This window comes from Ruminococcus sp. AM42-11 (assembly GCF_003480145.1).
In the GTDB taxonomy this organism is placed as follows: Bacteria; Bacillota; Clostridia; order Lachnospirales; family Lachnospiraceae; genus Blautia_A; species Blautia_A faecis.
In genome coordinates, this window is the sequence record NZ_QUIO01000005.1 from 104,744 (window position 1) to 129,335 (window position 24,592).

Sequence of the window (24,592 nt, forward strand, 5' to 3'; positions counted from 1 at the left end):
CCTCACTTCCTGGATATTAATTTTCTATATTAAAACGTTTTATTGCAAGCGTATATCCCCAAAAAATTGCAACATAATTAATAATTCTTGATTCTATTCCAAAATAGCTAACAAAAGTCAAAAATCCTAATAGTACAATTGAAAAAGTAAATGCTGGTGCTATTTCGCTTTTCTTTTTTATTAGAAGCAATAATTCTTTTATCATACTAAGTAAAAAAGATACATAAACAGTTACACCAATAATTCCATAATCATATAGAGTATTAAGATAATCATTATGTGCTAGATTTCCATTTAAAATGTACATATAACCACGGTATTTATAAAATCTAAACGCATGATAACCATGTCCTATCAATTTTTCGCTCAATGTCGATGCATTAAATGCCTCCAAAACATTTTCCCAAATTGCGCTGCGCCCATTTGTATCACCATTCAACATTTCATTTAATCTTTCAACTATATCCAATTTCATTAGCTTTGTCACAAAATACATTGCCAAAAAAATTACAAAAATTGCAAGAATATATTTTGCCATTCTATTAACTATAGCTTTAACATTTCTTCCTTGAACTTTAGCTTTTACAAGGAAATACCCCATTATTCCGACAGCTAAAACAAGGATACAACTCCGCTTACTTGTCATTAGCATGATAAGAAATGTACATATTAAATAAATTACATTAAACTTAATGCCATGCTCCATATCCATTTCATATAATGAAAATGGGACCAGTGCTAAAAGCACATATGTTGGAAACATTTCACTCGTTCCTGGAATTATCCCCAAAATATGTTCAATGACCAAAACAAATGAATATCCCAAACATACAATTTTTGTTATCTTTAGAATTCTAAAAAGAGATACCTCTGAAATACAATTTTGAGCCGTGACCTCATAAGCAGTAAGAAATAGAAGAGGCCATAAAGCAGCATCTGTAAAATCATTTATAGAAGTTTGGGTAACAATAAGAATATTAAATGTCACTATCAGCACATAAGATACTGCCAAAAATGTAGGACCCCATATTGTTACCTTACTCTTGATATTTTGAAGAATAATTAATAGCGCAAATACAAAGCAAATAAGTCTCGCTAATAAGTATCCCATAGGTTCGCTATTTGAAAATGTTAAAATTCTATATGCAAAAAAGCAAGACATAAGCAATACGCAAACCAGTTCACCATATAACAGATATTTTTGTATCGCTTTCTTACTCATTTTTTAACTCCTTCATCATTGTAGAAATATCTGCAAATAAATCACAGTTATTTTTTAACCATTTCTTATCTCTCTCCCACCATTTGATTGACAGTAAACAATTAATTTGGTCTTCTTCAAATCTTTTTCCAATTATCTTTGCCGGAACACCTGCTACAATCGCATATGGAGGTACATCTTTCGTAACTAAAGCATTCGCGGCAACAACTGCTCCATTTCCAATTGTCACACCTGCAAGAATTGAGGCACCATCACAAATCCAAACATCATTTTCAATCTTCACATAATACTGATTATCTGGATCAACATAAGATTCTTCACAGTATTTTTGTTTTTCCACATATGTAAAACCAGCTTGTTTCTGCAAAGAAAAAAAAGCCGGATGTATCGATACAAATTCATGAACCGGATGATTTCCGTGAATAATTCGCACATTTGGCCCAATACACGTATATCTTCCTACATTGCAACCTTCTATGCTGCTATTATGTCCAACATAAGTTGCATACCCCAAACTCGATGATACTATTTTTGCATATCTGTCTATAAAATTATTTCCTTCAAATTTGCAGTCAAAAGATACTTTTGAGCATCGTGCAAACCTACATTTTCTTTTTTTTAATTTTATTTTTTTTATAGTACTTTCAATACTTTCTCGAATTGCACTCATATTCTACTCAACCTTTTTTATAAATTTAGCAGGATTCCCCGCCCATATTTCATAATCTGGAATAGATCTAGCAACAACAGATCCCGCTCCCACAATGCTTCTTTCACCAATTGTAACTCCTTTAAGAACTATGGTGTGAGCACCGATGAATGCACCATCTTTTATTACAACAGGGGCATGTTTTACTCCTAAATCTACAGTTCCCATTCTCTCATTAAAATCCAAAGAATGAAAATCATTATCATAAATTTTGCAATTTCCTCCTATCAAAACATTATTTCCTATTGCAATCGAATCTACCGCAACAAGAGCACTATTTGATATTCCGGTATTATCCCCAATTGTTATAGTTGCATTATTTTTTGCAAATAAAATAGTTTTCACGTCACCACCAATCGGATTAGTTTCTCTGCAAGAAGTGATTGATACATTTTCGCCTATAGAGATTGTACCTGTTCCTCTAACAAATAATGTCCCATGTGTGGATAGCCCTTTTCCACAATTAATTTTTCTCAATCTCAGCGTCAAAAGATTGATGACATGACTTGGAAACCATTTAATTGCTATAATTGTTCTCTTTAGTCCCATATTATTAAATCATATTCCTTTCAAAACTCGATACACTCTCGTTCCCTTAATCATATTGACCATTTGATTTCTAACTGTTTTTATAATCTCTATACTTTTTACTTTTATTTGGGGTTCTCCATAAGATAACGCCATTCTGCTTCCTTCTTTAAATACAGCCTTAGAATGTGTATCACTTACTCCTCCAGCTTTAAATTTTGTCAAACATTGGTCAATATAATCAAACTTTTTCCCTGCTTTATACATTCTATAAAGTAATTCTTTATCCATGCAGTATTTATAAGTCACATCAAACAAACCACATTCCTCATAAGCTTTTTTCTTTACAAATGTAGATGGATGAATCAAAACCATGTTATACAACAGTTTACTTAAATCATGTTTAGGTTTAGACACATACTCTAAATTTCTTTCGCTATCAACCCAATAGCAATTTCCATAGTATATATCCACATCTATTTTTTTACATTCATTTTTCAATATCTCCGATGTTTCCGGAAGCAATTCATCATCTGCATTAATCAACCCAATTAATGTTCCAGATGCCATTTTTATTCCTTTATTAAACGCATCACTAATCCCTTTGTCTCTTTCTGAAATGTGCTTAAATAGTATTCCCTTTTCTGCAAAAGATTTCTCGTAACTACAAACTCGATTGTACGTTTTGTCTTTTGACCCTCCATCAATAATAATGTATTCATATACTGGACATGTCTGATTTAAAACTGATTTTATAGTTCTATCTATACACTGTTCAGCATTATAGCAAACAGTAACTATTGACAATTTCATATTATATTTCTCCTCATATTTCATTCTTTAGGCTTTCATAGACATCAATAAGCATTGCATAGTTTCTTTTTTCTGTGTATTTTTCATAATATTTAGATGCTGTACTTTCACATATACTATTGCATTTCATTACGCAAGTAATCATATCTTCTATAGAGTCAAATTGAAATTTATAACCTGTTATTCCCTCTTCAACAACACTTCCAGCATTTCCCAAATCAGAACAAATGACAGGTGTTCCAACACTAAACGCTTCCACAATGCTCATCGGAAATCCTTCATACCACTGAGTAGGCAATACAAGTGCTTTGCTGTTTGCTATTATTTTTAGAGCCACATTATTTGGCACAAATCCACGCATTTCAATGTTCACATCGTTTTCTCTAATGAACGACTTACACCAATCTTCCATTGGACCGGTACCACAAACAATTAACTTTGGGGCTTCTTCTCCCATACGTTTCCAGGCTTCAAAAAGTAAGTCAATTCCTTTTAGCTTATCTAATCTTCCTGCAAAAACAAATTGATCTTTTCTATCCTTTTCTGGAACATAGTCATTTTTACATTCAACGAAATTAGGCTTTACAAATACCCTTTCCGGTTTAATTTGCTTTAATTCCAACAGTTTTTGCTTATTAAAATCAGTCAAGCAAATATAATTGATTTTTCCGTAAATTCCTGTCATTCGATGGAATGCAGTACTAAGTACACATGCCAATGTCTGAATTTTACTTCCTCGATAGCAACGGTGTTTTACTGCGCATTTCAAACCATACTCTACGCAATCTTCACAAATATGCCCATCTCTATAAAAAGTCGCACCGGGACAGAGTAGCCGAAAATTATGTATCGTCTGAACCACTGGAACCTTCATGCGTCTTGCCGCATAATAGACCGCTGGACTCACCAGATTAAGTGTGTTATGAACATGAACGATTTCTATCTTCTCATCTCTTATCAACTTCTTGATGTCTCGGTATGTTCTTGGATTAAACACTGTTGTAATTGGAAGAAAAACTTTCTGAAGTTTTGACATTTGCTTCAATTCTGCATTATTACGGCTGTATAAGATTACTTTATGGCCATGCTTCTCAAGCATTTTCTTTTCATTGGCAACAACTGTATCTTCTCCACCTGGAATCTGGTAATAATTATGTACAATCAAAATATTCTGTTTTTTTGCATTGTCCACAGTCATTACCTCACTTTCCTTTTATCATTGCATTCCAAATAAACTTCGTATTAGTGCTCCAATATCTCTTAAACAACCTCTTGGGATCTTGCACTAAACGATACACCCACTCCAGATTATGTTTCTGCATCCACACCGGAGCACGCTTAATATTCTCTGCATAATAGTCAAATCCAGCTCCAACACCTAGCATCAGTCCATCAATTTTTCCCTGATGTGCTGCCATCCACTTTTCCTGTTTTGGAGCTCCAAGCCCAACCCAGACAAAGTCTGGTTTAGTTTCATTAATTCTCTCTATAATTGCCTTATCTTCCTCTTCCGTCATCGGTCTAAACGGAGGACTGTACATTCCAGCAATTTGAATTCCCGGATAACTGCTTATGAGTTTTTGATACAACAGCTCCAATGTTTCTTCTTTGCTGCCATAAAAATAATGGCGATACCCTTTCTTTGCAGAGATCTCAAAAATCTCCCCCATTAAGCTTGGGCCTGTTGTGCGCTCCATATTCTTATGACCGCGTTTCTGACCAACAGTAGAAAGAGGACCGCCATCTGGAATTGCCATTAATCCGCCATTTTGAATCGCACAGTAAGCCGCATCTTCAAAACTGGTTACAGTTGTATGTACATTTGAGACGCATATGTAGTCTCCTTTTATTTCCGAAATATTTTTTTCGAGATAGTCTACCAACCACTCCATGTTAATCGCCGCAATATTAACGCCCATAATATTGCAAGTTGGAATGAGTTCTTTATCAACCTTTCTCTTATACTCCATTTCTCGCACCTTTTCCTCTTTTTCTACTTATATGGAAGGCTCATATTGAGCCAAGCAATCTATTTAAAACAGTGTGTTTATCATCCATGCCGGATGAGCTATCGCACTGTAGTTATCATTTTTCTCACAGTGGTCATCTTCCGCAGCCATATTGCAGTCCACTTTTCCGACCACCACTGAATCTTTTGCGTAGACCTGTCACGGGCTACTCACTTATTTTTCCTCAACTGAAACTTTATGGTAGACACCTTCATACCAGCTCACCAACAAAGTGTTGCGTCTTATTGTCATAACTCGCAGTCGCGCTTCTCTATTTTTCAAAGTGCTGACCCTTATTGTCACAACCTTCGCACCAGTTTACTTTGTTAAAACTGTACAAGTTCATACTGTTTCTTTATTGCAACATGAACAATCATCTACTCTCTTCTACCTCTAATTCCCCGGAAAAATGCAGTTATCATGTCCATCTCTCGTCTGCAATAAACTTTTCCAGAAAAATAGATTTTGGGCTTTTCAATACTTTCAACCTCCACCTCTAATTCTTCGGAAAAATGAAGGTATCATGTCCGCCACTTGCTCTGCAATAAAACAGGCTCGCAACAGGGGTATTTTGCATGAGTTTTATATGCCACCGTAGACCATCATGCCGCCACTGAAAGTTTGAGGTAGACATTCGATGTGCTATATTTCCCTTTATTTCTATTACCATACAAACTCCGCATCCCAGACATCCACTCCAGAGTCCTGGTAAACATCCAACAATCGTGCTCTTAGCATTTCCTTGCTAACACCTTTTTTCAAAATCACCTGCAAGAATCCGCCCCCACCGGCACCAGAAATAAATTTCCCATCAATCAAATCCTCACAGCTTGCAAATATCTGATCAATGCAAGTATTGGTTGAACCAGCATCCAACTTCTTGGACACTTCCCAATGTTCATTCAAAAGTTTGGCAAAAGCATTTACATCTCCTTGTTCCAGTTCATATCGCATCATGACAGCCAGATGCTTCATCTCTTCCAACGCTTCTTTTGATTCTTCTTTTCCGCCAATATAGTTTCCAACTACATCCCGAAGCAGATTTCTTGCCAGACGGCGCTGTCCGGTGTAAATAAGTGCAAATCTTTCCTGAAGTTCCGTCTTTGTAGCCTCATCTAAATCCAGATATTCCACTTTCAGCTTCTGCTTCATACCAGGTCTTGAGGTGATATATTTGATACCGCCGGTAAGTCCTCCAACCTGGTCCTGCCAGCCGCCACCAGTACTCATAATCTGTTCCAGATTCAATACCAGTTCATATACGTCAGAATCACTCCAGTTTGTTCCCAGGAATTTTCCCAAAGCACGAACACAGGCTCCTGAGAGGATACTGCTTGTGCCAAGTCCGGAGCCTTTTGGAACTCCTTTTACACGAGTGGACATGTAGAAGCCACCGCCCATCTCATCCAGGATTTTTTCCAGATCAGCTTCACCTTCCATAGGGATAATTCCACACGCAATCAGTGCTGCTTTATGAAGTGCAAAAGAATCATATGGATTATGGCAATCCTGAATTTCTGCTGCAGTTGTTACAACACCATGGGCATCCAGATCGAGACTTGCAAATTCAATGTGTTTTTCCGGCAGCTTTCTTAATTCCACTTCGATTGGTTCCTGTCCATTCAGCAAAATTGCAGCATTTAATACAACACCGCCTTTTTCATTACAATATGGCGGAGTATCCGTCCAGCCACCGCCCCAGTTCACACGAACCGGAAGACTTACTTTTACCTGATTTTCTGCAATCTTATATTTCTTTACCTGATTTACATTACTTGCTTTAAATATTTCCTGCTGGATTGTGGCAAAGCATTTCTGCTCTACCTGATCGTAGCTGATTCCGTGAAAATTCTTTTTCATAAACTTCATGGAATGGGAAATACTGTATAAAACACGGATTTTCTCTTCAAATGGCAATTCTTTTTCTGCCATTTCCATAAGCATGTCAAACTGTTTTTCATCCAATTCTGTAATGCCAAATGTTTTCAGAGAATCTACATAATGTTCTCCGGCACGTAAACGATTCAGGAAGCGCTCAATAAGGATCCGGTTTTCCAGTTTTTCTTCCCATGGAACCAATACAGAAGCATCTGCCATCTGGAAGGATTCTTCCAGAGAATAACGTTTCAGAGCCTTCCATTCTGCAACCTTCACTTCGTCGGCTTTTTCAGAACTCATTCTATGAAGAAGCAATGCCCAAGAAACAGCTTTTTCCTGGCTATCTATAACCGGATAAAGCTTCGCCTTCCACAAAGAGTGATTTTCACTTTCCCAGATATCTTTTGTCTTTAAATTATTTAAATTTATAAAGCTCTGTAAATCTCCGGCAAGGAAGCTGCCTCTTTCTTCCAGTGTTTTCTTCGGATTATCTTTAATTCCATATGCTCTTACAATATATCTCTTCTCGCCGTTATCTCTTTTTAACACAACTCCATGCAACACCATGGATGGAACCGTTACATCTTTAAGCTCCAGCTGTGAAATTACACATTCTTTCTCTAAAACGGTATTTCCTCTCAGCCAGCTGTTTTCTACATAGCATTTATCAACCAGTTGTACGGTTCCTCAATAAGAGCATTATGTACTGCTGCCTGTACTTTTTTCTCAGATTTATAATTGGTAAATACCATTGGCTTCCAATCCAGATACTCATAATCTGCAATCTCATCTGTTAAAAGAGCCAGAAGCTCCCTGGTTGTTCCAAAATGAATAAATTCAGCAGGAGAAAGGCAAATCAGCTTCATTCCGAATGAATGCAATGCTTCCCATATTCTGGTACGACATTCAGTTAGTTCTTCACAGAAGGTTCCTTCTGGCTGCTCTTTGTAGTACTGCTCCAGTGTAGAATCTTCAGCTAATGGATAAAGAAAATCTCCATATAAACTGATTCGTGATTTTTCATTGACAAAACGGGCGTATTTTTCTGCATCGATTTTGCCATCTGTCTGAACCAGTGATAATAGAGCATTCATCAGGTTTACATCAAACAAAACTGCGCCTGTATCCAGGTCTACATTTCCATGGGTATTTACAGCCCCTAATTTTTCCAGAGTTTCAATGGATTGTTTATGAAGGAATTTTTTTACATAGTCTTTTCCATTATTCAGGAATACGCCATGATCTTTTCCCACATCTACCGGAGATTTCATGGAGATTGCTGCGGCACCATGAAACTGTGCATCGATCTGTAATGGATTAAACAAAAGAAGGACATCACCTGAAAGTACCAGCATTCCTTCACGAAAGCGCGATGGTACCCCTGCCATGCCTATAAGAAACTCATCAAATAAAGTTGACGCTCTTCCATCAGGAAGTTCACGTGGTACAGGAGAAAAAAGCTTTCCACATACAGAATATTGCGGAACACGTTTACTATCGCCGCCAGAATGAATTACAAGGATTCGCTTATTATGGAAATCTCCTGCAATATCTTCCTGCTCTGCTAGTTTTCGCAGCACCTGCAAAGTAGCGCCTCCAGATCCAACTCTTTTTCCATCTGGATCTGGTAATACGAGATACTTTGTTTTACATGGAAGTACATTTTTATTTTGTCGATATGTAATCTGACTTTGAAAAGCATTGGCCTGTTCCTCATTTGATGCAGTCAATACTATATAATCCCATTGTGCAAAGCTTCTTTTTCGAATGGATCGCTGATAATCTTCCCAGGCATCTATATAGCTTTGTCTTAAAAACAGATTTTTCATCTTTTTGTATTGATCAATTATCATAACTTTCTATCAATTATCCGGTAACCAGATTTCCTTTCCTTTATTATGTATAAGAAGCAATATAAAATTACATAGATCCATCTTTCTTAACCACAACCATCACCGTCTTCAAAAGTATCTTAATATCCAGCCCAATATTCCAATTCTCTATATACTCTTTATCCAACCTCACAACTTCCTCAAAGTCCGTAATATCACTCCTGCCACTAACCTGCCACATCCCTGTTATCCCCGGCTTAATTGCCAGTCTTACCTTATGTCTCGGTTCATACAAATTCGTCTCCGAAATCAACGGCGGTCTCGTCCCTACAATGGACATATCCCCCTTAAGCACATTAAAAAACTGCGGGAACTCATCCAGACTCGTCCTTCTAATAAAGTCGCCCACCCCGGTCTTATGCGTCCCATCCGGCAACACCTTATTTCCAATAACTCTGGGGTCGAAGTCCATCTTGAACATTTTCCCATCGCCCAGTTTGTTCTCTTTCATAAGCTCGACTTTCCGCGCTTCTGCATCCATGTACATGCTGCGGAATTTGTACATTTTGAATTTCTTTCCGTTCTTTCCCACACGTTCCTGGGAGAAGAAAATCGGGCCTGGGGATGCCAGGTAGATGGCGGGACCAACAAAGATGGTAATGATTCCTGTGAAAATACAGCCAACCAGTCCGCCGCAGATGTCCATCAGGCGCTTCAGGAAAAGCTGCCCGAAGGATGCATAGTTCAGACTTGTGGTCAGAACTGTGTAGCTTCCAACCTTTTCCACAAACTGTCTTTTGCCAGTCTGGTTGGTGATTTTTGCAAGATTCAGATGAACGGTTACGCCGGTTTCGGTGAGCTTGTCGATAAGCCCGTCCGGGTATGGCAGATCTTCAGCGATGACGATCAGCACCTCGTCAATCCACTCCTGGCAGACGTACATAGGCACGTCACTTTCGCATGCAACTACAGGGACGCCACAGATTTTCTCACCGGTACAATCCTCATCGATCACAACCACTCCGGCAAGGGAATATCTGGCATAATTGTTTTCCTGCATGCTGTGCACTACGTTCTCTGCTACTGCTTTGGAAGTGATGATCAGCAGCTTCTTGTCGCCGCCGTTTTCCATTTTTTTATGTAGGGAATTTTTCCAGATTTCTCTTATGGCATAGGTGAGGACCAGGTAGATCACAATTGTGGTGATCAGGATCATTCTGGAAAAGCTCTGGCCTTCCTGGATTATGAACAGGTAAGCGATTGCAAGAGCACCTACTGCCACAGCATTTTTCAAGGTGGTGACAAATTCCTTATAGTGACCTCTTTTCAGAACGCTTTTCATGGTGCCGGAGGTGAAGATCACCACCAGGTCGGCAAATCCAAGGAATATTGCCATATTTCGATACAAAATATCTCCATACACATTGAATCCGTACCCGCGGAATGCATATGCCAAAATAAATGCCAGCTGCAGACAGATCATATCCAGAACAATAAAATCCACATGTTTTAACCAGCCCTCTGAGTCCTTCCGATACATATTTTCCTTTTCCCTCCCAAGTACTTTTCTTCCGTTCAGCTTAGGTAAATACAGTTGACAGAATCCTTCCATTCTCTAAAATGCAATGGTGAAATCTATTCTATTTATAACTTATCTAAATTTATATTTTCCCGCCAACGCTTCCCGGTTATGCTTTTTCTCAGGCATATTTAGGTCACATCACTCCTGATCTGTAACCACCGTTTATACGTCAGCGGTATTATTTATTTTCCAATTTCGACAAATTTCACCATTCCAGTCTTCTTAATAAAATACCACCCTGCCCTATTAGTGTCAACCCCCCCCCCCAGGTTTCTTTCTGGCCTTTCCGACAAAGTTTGGTAATTTTATCCACTTAACCCGATTTTCCTACTGGTTTTTTCCACTACTTTTTCATAAAATGTTTGATAAACAGGTACATGAGAATCACCAGCGCCCCAAAGTACCCCAGCACTCCAAAAGCCGGAATTCCCATTATCTTCGGAGTCATGTCTGTGGTGCAGATAATACTGGAGCTGATCAGAAGTGCCATGACCCAAAGACCAAGCACGATGTTCCGGATTAGGCGGCGCATCAGCCACGCCAGGTCATCGGAGGCGTGAAGATCCAGATTAATCTTGGTCTGGCCCTTCATGCAGCCCTGCAGGAAATCTGCCGCCAACGCAGGGATATCCACGGCGCGGAGCATGGAGCGATACAGCTTTTTCCCGGTGCCCTTCATCTGCTTCTTCCAGTTTCCCGCCTCCAGAAGGTTTCCCTTCAAGCGGGCTGCTGCAATCTGCACCATATTGATCTCCGGGCTGATATCTGCCAGTACCCCTTCCATATGAGTCAGTCCTCTTGCAAGCATGGTAAGACCATGGGGCATGACGATCTTGTTCTCCTTCATTACGTCCATCAGATCTGTAAGGATTTCTACGATATCGATTTCGCCAAAATCTGCGGTGCCGTATTTCGCCATAAGGTCGCGGATGTCTGTGTAAAGACGGCTCTGATTGGGTTTCCCCTTGAATTCTCCAAGTGCCAGCACTGCATCCTGAATTTTTCCAATGTCATTCAGTGCCACACCCTCGATAGCCTGACCGATCAGCTCCCGGTCACGATCATTTAAGCGCCCCATCATTCCCATATCGATCCACACGATTTTGCCGCCCTGGATCATCACATTTCCAGGATGGGGGTCTGCGTGGAAAAAGCCGTCGTCCATAACCTGCTTGATAAAATTATCCACAAATTTGCTGCCGATCTCATCAAGGTCATAGCCGCCTGCGAGAAGCTCTTCCTTATGGTCGATGGGAATACCGTCGATGTATTCCATAACAAGGACACTGGCTGTGGTGTATTCCCTGTAAAGAATGGGCGTTTTTACAAATGCCACATTTTTATTTTTCCTGGAAAATTCTTCCATGTTGGCTGCTTCCGTCAGGAAATTCATCTCTTCCTGGGTGACGCGCCACAGCTCTTCCAGCACAAGATTCAGGTCTACCGCTTCCTTGATGCTTACAGGGGGAAGGAGCTTCACCGCCTTTTTCATCAGGCCGATATCCCGGGCCATGATCTCGTAGATGCCCTTTCGCTGAACCTTTATCACAACTTCTTCGCCGGTTTTCAGGACGGCGCGGTGTACCTGGGCGATAGAGGCTGAGCCAAGGGGCTTCTCCTGGATTTCCTGAAATTCTTCCTGCCAGGGACAGCCAAATGCTTCCCGGAGGACTTCTTCAACTTCTGCAAATGGCATGGGATCTACATCAGAGCAAAGCTTCATCAGCTCGTCGCAGTAGCGCTTAGGCAAAATGTCGGAGCGCATGGACATGATCTGTCCCAGCTTGATGAAGGTGGGGCCGAGATCTGTGAGAATGAGGCGGAGCTTCTCCGGGGAGACGCCTCGGGTGATGGCATGCTTGTGGAGAACGGCTGTAATTTCTTTTAGCCTTTCTTTATACGTGCCGGTGTCTTTGCCATTTGACTTCTTACCAGCTGTGCTGTTTTTCTCATTTTTATCCTGTTGGATTTCCACTTCCAGATTCTTTCTTTGTGCCTGGTCTGCCTCTGACTTCATCGTACTGTCATTCTTTGTCACTCCCATGTCTGTTCCCCTCACTGAAAAGACAGGATTCGGGTACTCTTTCTCCTCATCCTGCCTTCATAAATTTCTTTATTTTGTTCTGCAATGCCATTCAGGATTTCCTGCTGCACTTCTTAAACAAGGCAATACTATTTCTTTTTCGGAAAATGTTATTGCTTATTCCTGAGGGTCGTCCTCGTATTCTTCTTTGGCTTCCTCGGCTTCTTCTGTCTCTTCCTCTTCTTCGGCAGTCTCCTCTGCGTCTACGTCTTTTGCCTGCATCTTGCTGATCTGCTCTTTCAGGGCAGCCAGCTGATCCGGAGTCATTTTGCCAAGGACCTCCTTCAGCTCATCCGGGTTGGACGGCTTCAGGGTTACGTTTACGTTCTTCTTCACGCTCTCTTTGATATTGTGCTTCAGCTCCTGATTGAGAACCTTGCCCTGTTCTACAGTGAGCTCACCTTTCTTTACCAGTTCATCCAGAACTTCTTTGGATTTCTCTGCGGTCACTGCTGCAGTGCCGATTCCTGCAAGTAATATTTTTTTGATGCCTTCTCCAAGTTCCATAGTGTGTGCTCCTTTCTTATTTACAGCTGTATCTGCCAACTCCCTGTGGGATTTTCGTTTTCAGTAGATCGGACTTCTCATAAAAGTCCAAGAAATGCCAGTCCTTTGGGTACGAAAATGATCATTCCGGCGATTGCTGCCATGATGGCTGCGATCAGTACTGCGCCTGCTGCTGTATCTTTGGCGATTTTCGCCAGAGGCTTGTACTCGCTGGTCACCAGATCCACCACTGCTTCCACAGCTGTATTCACCAGCTCCAGTGCCATCACCAGTCCGAATAGCCCCAGACAAATGCACCATTCCACTGGGGAAAGCTTCAGGATCATGCCCGCAATCACCACAAGGACTGCCATCACGCAGTGGATCTTCATATTCCGTTCCTTGAGGATGCAGGTGAAAATTCCTTCAAATGCGTATCCGAAACTTTTCGTAATTGGTGGTTTCTTGGGTGCTGTCATTTCGTACACTTCCTGTCTGTTGGTTTGGGAGTAGTATAGCATATTTTGTGAGAAATTACTATAAATTTAGATAATTTTTACATTTTTCTCATTATTGCTGTACGAATTGCAAAAAGGGCAAACTGCAAAACAGGCCTGCCCTTACATACATTTTCTAAATATCCAGTTTACTAAAATCAATCACCAGGTTCTCATAAATTTCTGCTTTTACCGAATCCTGCAGTGTATATTGTTCCGTATCTCCTTTTTCAAAATTATATACAAATATCTGATTCTTAGCCGCATCTATGATCCAGTATTCTCTTACACCTGCTGTTCTGTATTTAAAAAGCTTCGTATAATAGTCCATTCGTTTACTTGCAGGAGAAACAATCTCAATAATCCAGTCTGGTGCACCATTGCAGCCTTGATCATCCAGTTTATCCGGGTCGCAAATCACTGAAATGTCTGGCTCTACATAAGTACCAGTCGTGTCATCCAGATATACTGCAAATGGAGCAGCATAGACTTCGCATTTCCCCTTATGGGAACGGATGTACTCAAGAATTCTGGCTGACAGTTCCATGGATATTTTCTGGTGTGTTCTGTTAGGTGGTGCCGTATAGTATATATGTCCATCAATAAGCTCCGCTCTCTCCCCTTCTGGAAGCGCATATATATCATCTATTGTATAAACTTTTTCTTCGAGTAATGGCATGTAATCAGTCCTTTTCGATGATTTCTATTACTTCTAAGTATATCGAAAGAACTTCTTCAAATCAACCATTTGAAAATGAATTTTCATTGATATAAATCAAAAAGCAGTTTATAACTTTATATCTTTCTGCCGTTCTTTTAGTTTCTCCATAACCGTAGGATACCGCTTATAATCTGTATGTGGTAATGCCTGTGCCGCTACCATTAATTCTAGGAAATCTTCCACTTCGGCGAACTGAATATAAACCATTTCTTCCAGGATCTGGTCGATGTCAGTGAGAAGGCTCCGGTTCAGAAGCAGCTTCTGGGCTCCTTCCAGTGAGGCGTTTCCAGCGTTGATAATGTGGTCGCGATCCATATCGGGATACATGCCGATGGTGATGGCGGATTCTTTGGATACGTGTTTGCCAAATGCTCCTGCCACGTAGAAGCGGTCTGCCTGGTTCAGCTCAAGACCGGATTCACGGAGCATAATTTCCACCATGGTATGAGCGGCGGATTTGGTGCGTATGAATTCGTCAATGTCCTTCTGGTAGAAGTACAGCCCTGGGGCATATTCCACACAGAGCTGGTTGTCACTCTCCTGGATAAGAGGGCTTTTTTCCGGGGAAAGCTTGCCGCGGATGTCAATCCAGCCTTCCAGAAAAAGCTCTGCGATCAGATCTATGATGCCGGAACCGCAGATTCCCCGAGGTTCTTCCCCCGATGAATTCTCCTCATGATTACCTGAATTTTTCTCATGGCTTCCTGAGTCTTCCTTATGGCTTCCAATCACATGCACATAAATATTTCCATCTCTTATCTTCACTTCATCTACAGCTCCAGCCTCCGCCCGCATTCCGGTGCGCACCACACCGCCCTCCAGTGCCGGACCTGCTGCGCCTGCGCCGCAGAGAAGGAATTCTTTATTTCCGATCACCAGCTCGCCGTTGGTTCCGATATCGAAGAAAACACTGATCTCGTTTTTCTTGTATAATTCAGTGTCAATCATGCCGCTGATAATATCGCCACCAAGATAGTTTGACTTGGCAGGGTAACAATAAACGTAGCCCTTCAGCGGAATGTCCAGATCGCGCGCCAATTGAAAGCCGGGGCAGTCGGCATGAACTGCGTGTGGGGTGTAGAAGACGCAGAAGGCATCCATTCCAAGAAGGAAGTGAATCATGGTGGTGTTGCCCGCGATTACCATGGAGAGCGCGGAGTGGCTTGCATCCAACTTATCCATGCATTCACAAATGGATTCCACCGTAGCCCTCCGCACTTCTTCCAGCTTTTCTTTATTATCTTTGCAGTAAAAAATCCTGGACAGAATATCTGTCCCCCACTGGATCTGCTTATTGAAGCAGCTGACTTCCTTCAAAATCTCTCCACTGTTGCAGTCCAGAAGTTTCGCCACCACTGTAGTGCTTCCCAGATCTACTGCCAGCCCGTAATGCTGCGCGGTGGTATCTCCTTCCTCAATCTCCACCATTTCCCAGTTATCCCCATTCCAGGCAAGGGAAACCGTTATTTTCCACTTTGCATTGTCAAGCAAGGGGTATAACTCCCGCAAAATGTGGACAGGTATATGAACTCGCTCTTCCACACCTGCTGCCGCCAGGCTATCCAGGATTCGTTGCTGATCTGAGCGGGGATCGTCTTCGGTTGGGAGGGGGAGTTCGAGATATCGTTTTTGGCTGAGTCCGTTCATCATTTTTCAGCTCCTTATTTTTACTCATTTTTCAACCTATGAAGAATTTATGGTTATTTTAACCGCAGGTATTTTACTTGTTTCTATTCTAGAATTTGCCATACATAAGAAATAGCCGTCCTAACCCTCGGAAAGTTGCGGAACGGCTATCTCAATAGTCAACACCCAATATAACAGGATCAGGTAGAGAGCATCTACCTTCCAACTGTTCTGGTGAGTATATTATATCTATTCTATACTATATTGTCAATTAAGTTTTTAAATTTAATATAATTTGTTACTGTTCGCTAGTAACATTTCGCGAGGTGTTTTTTGTGAACAAAGTTCACAGAAAACCCGAGAATTTCGGCGCGAAATCATGCGAATGCATGATTTCTGTGCATCGCGAAGCGGTTACTGGTCACGGAGTGAACAGTAACTATATTTTCCTGAGCAGCTGGGGGACGTGCTCTCACCCGTCCGAGTTTTTACGGAAGGGGGTGATTATTATGTCAACATACGAAGAATTTATGGTTATTTTAACCGCAGGTATTTTACTTGTATCAATTCTGGAGTTTGCCATACATAAGAAATAGCCGTCCTGAGCCCGCAAAGTTCGAGGACGACTATCCATAAGTCCATTACCGCACTAGCAGGAGCGGGTAGAGAGCATCTACCTTCCAGCTGTTCTGGTGAGTATATTATATCTATTCTATATGATTTTGTCAATCAATAATAGAAAATGGAGGGATTTTTATCATGACTTTTGGAAAAAGACTTATGCAGCTGCGTAAAGAACATGGTTATCGCAATCGCGACGCTTTCGCTGCCGAGCTTGGCATTCCTGCCAACACTTTGCGTAATTACGAAATGGACATTCGGGAACCAGGCTTTCCATTTCTTATAAAGATGTCGCAGCTTTTTCATGTCTCTACCGATTACCTGTTAGGATTAACAGAAGAAAGAGCGACTACAGCTGTCGATGTTCAATCCATCTCCGAACAGCAGCTTATCGAGAAATATCGTCTTCTCGACTGCACTGGAAAAGAACTTGTAGATTACACAATTGCCATTGAATTAAAGCGAACCACCTTATTGGAAAATCAAAAAAAACCGCATTCTCCATTATGAGCAGGCGTTTAATTTCTTAAAACAGTCATAATCGTTTTATGCATTTTCTATATACTTCTATAGCCAACAGTGGACTATCTCTGCATTTTCTCTGGCTATAATTTTCCAAGTGTGCCGTCAGTCTTCATATTATCTGACCACTGATCTTCTTTTATAAGATAGTCTTTTATTCTTTTATTTGAAGATAACTGCTGTAATTCAAAAAACTCCCCACCGATCATTCAGTGGGGAGTTTCTCTATTCCAGTAATCTTTATTTTGCAACAAAGTTCACAATCTTATTCGGTACATAAATCTCTTTCACAAGAGTCTTTCCTTCCAGGAAGGAAGCCACTCTTTCATCCTTCTTAGCCAGCTCAAGAGCTTCCTCTTTCGCACAGCCGTTCGGGATTACGATGGTTCCACGAACCTTACCGTTGACCTGGACACCGATTTCTATGGAGTCCTCTACAGTCTTGCTCTCTTCATATTCCGGCCACTGGGAAAGGGAAAGTAAGCCTTCTCCACCGATGGTCTCCCAGATTTCCTCGCAAAGATGAGGTGCAAATGGGCAAAGGAGCTTGATGAAGATCACAAGGTCATCCTTGCTGATCTTGCCAACAGCATAAATCTCATTGATGAGAGTCATCAGGCAGGCAATTGCAGTGTTGAACTTCATAGCTTCAATATCGGAGGATACCTTCTTGATTGCCTTATGGATCTTAACCTCCATATCCTTGGCTGCCGGCTCCTCTGTCATGATATCGGTCAGTCCTGCAACTCTCTCAAGGAAACGCTTGCAGCCTCTTACGGAGCTGTCGTTCCACGGAGCAGCTGCGCCGTAGTCACCCATGAAGAGAACGTAGGTACGAAGTGCATCTGCACCATACTCATTTACAATGTCAAGCGGGTCAACAACGTTGCCCTTGGATTTACTCATCTTGTCGCCGTCTGAGCCAAGGATCATACCCTGTGCAGAACGTTTCGCATATGGCTCCGGAGTATTGACAATTCCCATGTCATACAGGAAATGATGCCAGAATCTGGAGTAGATCATATGTCTGGTTACATGCTCCATACCGCCGTTGTACCAGTCAACCGGCATCCAGTATTCCATCTTCTTGCGGTCTGCAAGAGCTTCTGTATTGTGTGGATCCACATAACGAAGGAAATACCAGGAAGATCCAGCCCACTGTGGCATGGTATCCGTCTCTCTCTTGGCATCGCCGCCGCATTTCGGGCATTTGCAGTTTACAAAAGAATCAATCTTTGCAAGCGGAGACTGTCCGTCCTCACCTGGCTGGAAATCCTTGATCTTCGGCAGACGAAGCGGAAGCTCCTCATATGGAACCGCTACATCACCGCATTTCGGACAATGAACGATCGGGATCGGCTCGCCCCAGTATCTCTGACGGTTAAATGCCCAGTCTTTCATCTTGTACTGAACGCCAGCTTTACCAATACCCTTCTTCTCAAGCTCTTCCAGCATGCGCTTGATGGAATCCTTCTTATTTGTATAGCCATTCAGGAAATCGGAGTTGATCATCTCGCCGTCACCTGTGTAGGCTTCTTTCTCAATATCGCCGCCCTTGATAACCTGGATAATGTCAATACCAAATTTCTTGGCGAAATCATAGTCTCTCTGGTCATGTGCCGGTACCGCCATGATCGCGCCGGTACCATATCCCATCATTACATAGTCTGCAATGTAGATCGGGATCTTCTTGCCATTTACAGGATTTACGCCCTCAAGTCCCTGGATGCATACACCTGTTTTCTCTTTTACAAGCTGGGTTCTCTCGAACTCAGTCTTCTTCGCACACTCTTCACGGTAAGCCTTGATCGCATCCATGTTGGTAATGCGGTCAGCATATTTGTCGATCAGCGGATGCTCCGGTGCGATAACCATGAAGGTTACACCGAACAGGGTATCTGGTCTGGTGGTGTAAATCTGCAGTGTCTCATCAATTCCGTCAACTGCGAAGTTTACGAAAGCACCTGTGGATTTACCGATCCAGTTTACCTGCTGCTGCTTGATGTTCGCCGGATAGTCCACATCCTCCAGTCCCTCAAGAAGCTTGTCTGCATACTGGGTGATTCTTAAATACCAGACATCCTTGGACTTCTGGATAACGTCGCTGTGGCAGATATCGCATTTGCCTCCCTGACTGTCCTCATTGGAAAGAACAACCTTACAGGATGGGCAATAGTTAACTAATGTCTTATCACGGAAAACAAGTCCGTTCTCAAACATTTTCAGGAAAATCCACTGAGTCCATTTATAGAAATCTTCCTGTGTGGTATCGATCACACGGCTCCAGTCAAAGGAGAATCCAACACTCTTCAGCTGATTGGTGAATTTCGCAATGTTCTGGTCTGTGATCTCACGAGGATGTGTATTCGTCTTAATCGCATAATTCTCAGTAGGAAGTCCGAATGCATCGAATCCGATGGGGAACAGTACATTGTATCCCTGCATTCTTCTCTTTCTGGAAAGTACCTCGATACTGGAATATGCCTTAATATGTCCAACGTGCATTCCCGCACCACTTGGGTATGGGAACTCTACAAGGCCGTAGAATTTCGGTTTATCACTTCCGTCAACAGCTTTAAATGCCTGCTGCTCTTCCCACTTTTTCTGCCATTTCGGCTCGATTTTCTTAAAATTGTGTTTCATTGATGGTTCCTCCACATTTATTGTGCCTATCATAACTGTTCAATGCATTCACAGCTATTGCCTGTCAACAAAATAACTGTCGGCTGATTCGCCTGTTTATCGCGCAGATCCGGCGCGTTATTTTGCAAAAATCCTTTTACCATTCTAATCCAACATAGTGGTTTTGTCAACGAGAAACCGCCTCTATTGCGGCCTGAAGCTGATTATCCTCGTCATGGGTATAATCTGTCCGGTTCAAAAGGCTGGCATCCAGTTTCACCTCCACATCCGGTGTGATTCCCACCTTGTGGATATCATTGCCCTTGGGGGTAAAATATTTCGCTGTAGTCAGCTTCACCGCACTTCCATCAGAGAGCTGGCGGATGCTCTGAACGATTCCCTTTCCATAAGTGGTGGTTCCCACAATCGTTCCAATCTCATAATCCTTCACTGCCCCGGCAAAAATCTCTGATGCACTGGCGCTGTTCTCATTTACCAGCACTGCCAGCGGAATGTCGATCGGGGTGTCGCCGTCACACTTCATCTCCTGTTTTTCCCCATATTTATCCTCTGTATACACGATCAGTCCTTCGGGCAAAATCTGGCGCAGCACATCGCACACAGAAGAAAGCACCCCACCTGGATTGTCACGAAGATCTACGATCAGCTTCTCCATGCCTTTTGCCTGAAGATCTTTGTAAGCATCCTCAAACTGCTGGGGTGTCACCATGGTAAACTCTGTAATTCGCAAATATCCTATAGAATCCTCCAGCATTTCATAAGAAACAGTGGGCAGCTCCACATCGCTCAAAGTCACTGTAATTTCTTCCGGTTCATCTGACTCCTGGTGATAGACGGTCAGGATAGAAGTACCGTCCTCCTTTTCCCGGATCATCTTCGATACCTCAGCAGGCGTCATTTCCGTTACATCCGTTCCGTTCACGGCCGTGATCACATCATTCGCCTTCAGCCCGGCCTCATCAGCCGGACTGCCCTCATAACAGTCCACCACCAGAATTCCGCCCTCCGTATTCTGGGTAATGCTCACACCGATTCCAGAGTAAGAGCCCTCGGTGTCTCTCATCTCCTCCTCGTATTCTTCCTCCGTATAATACCTGGAATACGGATCCCCCAGCCCATAAAGAAGTCCTGTATAAATCCCCTCCTTCAGCGAATCTTCATCCACATCTTCCAGATAATTCTGATCTATAATATCTTCCAGATACTTAATCTTCTGGGTAACCGCCACATCCGACAGCACTGTACTTCCTGCACGACCTGCTTTCTGGAGACCAACATAGCCTCCCCCCAGTACCAGAGATGCACACAGCACTCCGGTTACAGCTCCCTTTATAAATTGTTTATCTGCCATTTATAGCTCTCCTCATTTTCGCAATATAAGTTCTATCCAGTTACCTGCCAGCTCACCGGAACGTTGCCCGACTTGCGCGGAATATCATTTGCCCAAATGCGTCCGCCCTGAATTCCCTCTCTGTCTCTTTATACAAAAGGACTGCCAGATCTCTCCAGCAGCCCCCATATCCTCTTCTCATATTCTGGCGGAATGCGAATAACCGCCCTTATTGTAAAACAGAATTCTCACACCTTCAAGTGTTTTCTTGTAGTAATAAAGCTTCCCACAAGACCGATTCCAATTCCCAGTGCCAGCGCCACCGGAACCAGTGTCTGGTAGATCTGTCCAACCGGAATGAAATCTACAACACCCAGAAGTACGCTGAACTTGGTATATACATAGGTTACCACATTACTGTAACAGAAATACAAAATGATCAGCGGAATTCCCGCACCGATCAGTCCCAGGAGCATCCCCTCCAGAAGGAACGGTGCACGTACAAAACTATCGGTAGCACCAATATATTTCATAATTCCGATTTCATCCTTACGAACTGTAATACCAACGGAAATGGTATTACTGATCAGGAAAACAGCGATCAGCAGCAGGATCACGATCACAGCCACAGATACATAGGAAACAATACGGTTAATGGAACCAAGAGTCTTGGCAGCCTGCTCAGACTGATTAACCTCTCGTACATTATCCAGTGTCTTGATGTAGGCAACCAGCTCAGACTGTTTCTCAATGTTGTTCATATACACACGGTAGTTGGATGAGTTTGCCAGCGGGTTATCATCCTTGAAACCGTCTGCTGCCTCAGAGTCATCACCGAAATATTCCTGCTTCATCTTCTCCCAGGCTTCATCACCGGACTCAAATTCAATCTTGGAAACCTCCGGGCGCTGCCTGATCAGTTCTCCAACTGCATCCATCTGCTCCTGCGTGGTTCCTTCATTAAAAAGCACTGTGATCGGCACATCTTCCTCAACCTTATGCGCCAGCGTATTCACATTATTTACAATGGAAAAGAAAATTCCGAAAAGAAAAATACATGCTGCCATCGTAATAATAGAAGCAATGGAAAACATGAAATTTCTCTTGATGTTCTTGATACCCTGCTTCAGAGTATACCAGATGGTACTAGGCCTCATAATATTCTCCCTCTTTCTCGTCGCTGATGATCACTCCATTATGCATGGTCAGTACACGCTTCTTCATGGAATTGACAATCTCTTTATTGTGGGTTACTACCAGAACGGTGGTTCCACGCTGGTTGATCTCCTCAAGGAGCTTCATGATCTCCTCGGATGTCTTCGGGTCAAGATTACCAGTAGGCTCGTCTGCAAGAAGGATGTCCGGGCGGTTTACAATCGCCCTGGCAAGAGCAACTCTCTGCTGCTCTCCACCAGACAGCTCGTCCGGGTACGCCTTGTATTTCCCTGCAAGTCCAACTTCCTGAAGTACCTCCGGAACTCTCTTGCGGATAACTCTGGTAGGACGGTTCACAACACGCTGGGCAAAAGCTACATTCTCATACACATCCCTGTCCTTCAGAAGACGGAAGTCCTGGAATACGACGCCAAGCTTACGGCGGTATTTGGCCACACGGCGGTGCTTCATTCCCTCAAGCTTCTCTCCGCTTACGATAATCGTACCGGATGTGGAATCCAGTTCCTTCAAAAGCAGCTTGATCAACGTGGATTTACCGGAACCACTGTTTCCTACTATAAATACGAATTCACCTTTATCTACATGGAGATTGGCGTGATTCACTGCCGGCAGTCCTGGTCCATAGGACTTGCTCACATCTATCAGATCAATCATGATATCCTCCTACATTTTTCATATAAAAATTCAATTCAGCAGTTTGCTTAATTTTTATGTAACATTATTGTAATATATGTCTGGTGAAAATGCAACCTTATTTTTGCAGTACTTTATTATAACAGAGAAAACTAAGAACGCAATAGATTTCACAAAGGAAACACAAAGCAGATTCAGGAATGATTTTTCAAACAGGCTCTAGAGCGTGTTTGAAAAAGGCTTTCTGCAAGATGTGCGTCACAATTTGTGGGAGATTTCGCTTGGATGAGGGCGCCGTAGCGGGCTACGGCAACCGAATTCGGGTGAAATATACCGTAAAGTGGGGCGTGCAGATTGCGGGAATGATTTTTCAAACACGCTCTAGTAAATCACAAGAAATAAAATATGCCTGCCACAAACAAATGCAGCAGGCACAGAAATTACAGATATGAAAATTAATACTCCAGAGTCTCCATATACTTCATGTATCTTACAACCATCAGCGCAATCTTGAATGTGATCGCATCCTCGAATACACGAAGGTCAAGACCGGTGCTCTTCTGAAGCTTGTCCAGACGATAAACCAGAGTATTACGGTGAATGTAAAGCTGTCTGGAGGTCTCGGATACATTCAGGCTGTTCTCGAAAAACTTGTCGATGGTGACCAGAGTCTCCTCGTCGAAATCATCCGGGGACTTGCCGCCAAAGATCTCCTTAATAAACATCTTGCACAGCGGGATCGGAAGCTGATAGATCAGACGACCAATTCCAAGAGAGCTGTAAGCAATAACATCCTTCTCAGGTGAGAAAATCTTGCCTACATCAAGAGCCATTCTGGCTTCCTTGTAGGAACGGGAAACTTCCTTCAGCTCGCTTACGATAGTTCCATATGCAATATGTGTATTATTCTCTTTCTCAAGGCCTAAGGTATCAAGGATGGTCTGGGCAAGCTTGTCCATCTCCTCGTATCCTTCATTCTCCTCAAGCTCCTTGACAATGATAATACTCTTCTCATCAACAGCTGTGATAAAGTCCTTGCTCTTGCCGCCGAACAGACTCTTCACGCTCTCCATGGAGCTGTGCTCTCTCTCCTGCTCAAGCTCCAGGATCATAACCACCCGTCGAACATCCGCATCAATATGAAGCTTCTTCGCACGATTATAAATATCTACCAGAAGCAGGTTATCAAGAAGCAGGTTCTTAATGAAGCTGTCCTTGTCAAAACGCTCCTTATATGCAACGATCAGGCTCTGGATCTGGAAAGCGGCAAGCTTTCCTACCATATAAGTGTCTTCATCTTCTCCGTGGGCGACCAGAATGTATTCCAGCTGGTAATCATCACAGACCTTGAAATACTGATAACCTTTCACAAGCTGGCTGGCAGCCTGGGATTCCACAAATGCCTGAATATCCTGTGGCTGAATCTCAAATTCACTGTAGGTGGACGCCAGTGTCTTGCCATCTGTGTCAATAATGCAAAACTCCGTCCTGGATATCTCCCTGAGCCCCTCAAGTGTATTCTGCAGTACCTGATTTGATATCATTACCCTTCCGTCCCTTCTTGTAAATTATAGGGCTACTGGTCTCACAGCTGTCAATGTATTCCAGGATAGTGAAAAGATAGTGAAAACATTGTCAAAGAGAGCAGTAACATTATATGTTCGCCGGTATGACCGGCATG

Annotated in this window: 22 protein-coding genes; 2 read left to right on the plus strand and 20 right to left on the minus strand. The window is 42.4% G+C overall.

The window, feature by feature from the left end:
* Positions 1-16: 16 nt before the first annotated feature.
* The 14 genes from DW904_RS05000 to DW904_RS05060 form a co-directional block, all read right to left on the minus strand.
* Positions 17-1,222, minus strand: coding sequence for an O-antigen ligase family protein (locus tag DW904_RS05000; RefSeq protein ID WP_118578345.1), 1,206 nt, complete (start codon positions 1,220-1,222; stop codon positions 17-19).
* Positions 1,215-1,892, minus strand: a complete 678-nt coding sequence (locus DW904_RS05005) for a CatB-related O-acetyltransferase (protein WP_118578346.1) — start codon at positions 1,890-1,892, stop codon at positions 1,215-1,217. Before DW904_RS05005 ends, DW904_RS05000 begins: the two co-directional genes overlap by 8 nt.
* Positions 1,893-1,895: 3 nt before the next feature.
* Positions 1,896-2,480, minus strand: a complete 585-nt coding sequence (locus tag DW904_RS05010) for an acyltransferase (RefSeq protein WP_118578347.1) — start codon at positions 2,478-2,480, stop codon at positions 1,896-1,898.
* A 9-nt stretch (positions 2,481-2,489) separates the two neighbouring features.
* Positions 2,490-3,272: a glycosyltransferase family 2 protein gene (locus DW904_RS05015; protein ID WP_202187669.1), complete on the minus strand. Its 783-nt coding sequence runs from the start codon at positions 3,270-3,272 to the stop codon at positions 2,490-2,492.
* Between the two features lie 13 nt (positions 3,273-3,285).
* Complete coding sequence (locus DW904_RS05020; protein ID WP_202187670.1) at positions 3,286-4,464, minus strand: glycosyltransferase family 4 protein; 1,179 nt, start codon at positions 4,462-4,464, stop codon at positions 3,286-3,288.
* A gap of 10 nt (positions 4,465-4,474) precedes the next feature.
* Positions 4,475-5,242, minus strand: a complete 768-nt coding sequence (locus DW904_RS05025; RefSeq protein ID WP_118578350.1) for a WecB/TagA/CpsF family glycosyltransferase — start codon at positions 5,240-5,242, stop codon at positions 4,475-4,477.
* Positions 5,243-5,944: 702 nt separating this feature from the next.
* A complete protein-coding gene (locus tag DW904_RS24990) occupies positions 5,945-7,834 on the minus strand; it encodes an L-fucokinase (RefSeq protein WP_347562026.1) in 1,890 nt (629 codons plus the stop codon).
* A complete protein-coding gene (locus DW904_RS23625; RefSeq protein WP_347562024.1) occupies positions 7,813-9,012 on the minus strand; it encodes an L-fucokinase in 1,200 nt (399 codons plus the stop codon). The genes DW904_RS24990 and DW904_RS23625 overlap by 22 nt, the downstream gene beginning before the upstream one ends.
* A gap of 67 nt (positions 9,013-9,079) precedes the next feature.
* Positions 9,080-10,531 (minus strand): sugar transferase, encoded by a 1,452-nt coding sequence (locus tag DW904_RS05035; RefSeq protein WP_118578351.1) that lies wholly within the window; start codon positions 10,529-10,531, stop codon positions 9,080-9,082.
* A 385-nt stretch (positions 10,532-10,916) separates the two neighbouring features.
* Positions 10,917-12,617, minus strand: a complete 1,701-nt coding sequence (locus DW904_RS05040) for an AarF/UbiB family protein (protein ID WP_243110304.1) — start codon at positions 12,615-12,617, stop codon at positions 10,917-10,919.
* Between the two features lie 156 nt (positions 12,618-12,773).
* On the minus strand, positions 12,774-13,163 hold the full coding sequence (locus tag DW904_RS05045) for a hypothetical protein (protein WP_118578352.1): 390 nt from the start codon (positions 13,161-13,163) through the stop codon (positions 12,774-12,776).
* 77 nt (positions 13,164-13,240) lie between these two features.
* Positions 13,241-13,621, minus strand: coding sequence for a diacylglycerol kinase family protein (locus DW904_RS05050; protein ID WP_118578353.1), 381 nt, complete (start codon positions 13,619-13,621; stop codon positions 13,241-13,243).
* 154 nt (positions 13,622-13,775) lie between these two features.
* On the minus strand, positions 13,776-14,318 hold the full coding sequence (locus DW904_RS05055) for a Uma2 family endonuclease (RefSeq protein ID WP_118578354.1): 543 nt from the start codon (positions 14,316-14,318) through the stop codon (positions 13,776-13,778).
* Positions 14,319-14,426: 108 nt separating this feature from the next.
* Positions 14,427-16,010: an ASKHA domain-containing protein gene (locus DW904_RS05060; RefSeq protein ID WP_243110305.1), complete on the minus strand. Its 1,584-nt coding sequence runs from the start codon at positions 16,008-16,010 to the stop codon at positions 14,427-14,429.
* A gap of 735 nt (positions 16,011-16,745) precedes the next feature.
* Here DW904_RS05060 and DW904_RS05065 point away from each other — a divergent pair.
* Complete coding sequence (locus DW904_RS05065) at positions 16,746-17,117, plus strand: helix-turn-helix domain-containing protein (protein ID WP_118578355.1); 372 nt, start codon at positions 16,746-16,748, stop codon at positions 17,115-17,117.
* Positions 17,118-17,369: 252 nt separating this feature from the next.
* Here DW904_RS05065 and leuS read toward each other — a convergent pair whose 3' ends face one another.
* The 5 genes from leuS to DW904_RS24995 all read right to left on the minus strand — a co-directional run bounded on the left by leuS (position 17,370) and on the right by DW904_RS24995 (position 23,264).
* Positions 17,370-19,772 (minus strand): leucine--tRNA ligase, encoded by a 2,403-nt coding sequence (gene leuS, locus DW904_RS05070; RefSeq protein WP_118578356.1) that lies wholly within the window; start codon positions 19,770-19,772, stop codon positions 17,370-17,372.
* Between the two features lie 166 nt (positions 19,773-19,938).
* Positions 19,939-21,123, minus strand: coding sequence for a S41 family peptidase (locus tag DW904_RS05075; RefSeq protein ID WP_118578357.1), 1,185 nt, complete (start codon positions 21,121-21,123; stop codon positions 19,939-19,941).
* A 227-nt stretch (positions 21,124-21,350) separates the two neighbouring features.
* Positions 21,351-22,259 (minus strand): permease-like cell division protein FtsX, encoded by a 909-nt coding sequence (ftsX, locus tag DW904_RS05080; protein WP_118578358.1) that lies wholly within the window; start codon positions 22,257-22,259, stop codon positions 21,351-21,353.
* A complete protein-coding gene (ftsE, locus tag DW904_RS05085; RefSeq protein WP_118578359.1) occupies positions 22,249-22,932 on the minus strand; it encodes a cell division ATP-binding protein FtsE in 684 nt (227 codons plus the stop codon). Before ftsE ends, ftsX begins: the two co-directional genes overlap by 11 nt.
* Positions 22,933-23,105: 173 nt before the next feature.
* Positions 23,106-23,264, minus strand: coding sequence for a DUF6783 domain-containing protein (locus DW904_RS24995; protein WP_347562027.1), 159 nt, complete (start codon positions 23,262-23,264; stop codon positions 23,106-23,108).
* Between DW904_RS24995 and DW904_RS22755 the strand changes: the two genes are divergently transcribed.
* Positions 23,193-23,363 carry a DUF6783 domain-containing protein gene (locus DW904_RS22755; protein WP_202187671.1) on the plus strand — a complete coding sequence of 57 codons (171 nt, stop codon included), beginning with the start codon at positions 23,193-23,195 and terminating at the stop codon, positions 23,361-23,363. The genes DW904_RS24995 and DW904_RS22755 overlap by 72 nt on opposite strands.
* A 3-nt stretch (positions 23,364-23,366) precedes the next feature.
* On the opposite strand, the gene DW904_RS05095 is transcribed toward DW904_RS22755, so the two are convergent.
* Positions 23,367-24,455, minus strand: coding sequence for a helix-turn-helix domain-containing protein (locus DW904_RS05095; RefSeq protein WP_118578361.1), 1,089 nt, complete (start codon positions 24,453-24,455; stop codon positions 23,367-23,369).
* Positions 24,456-24,592 lie beyond the last annotated feature (137 nt).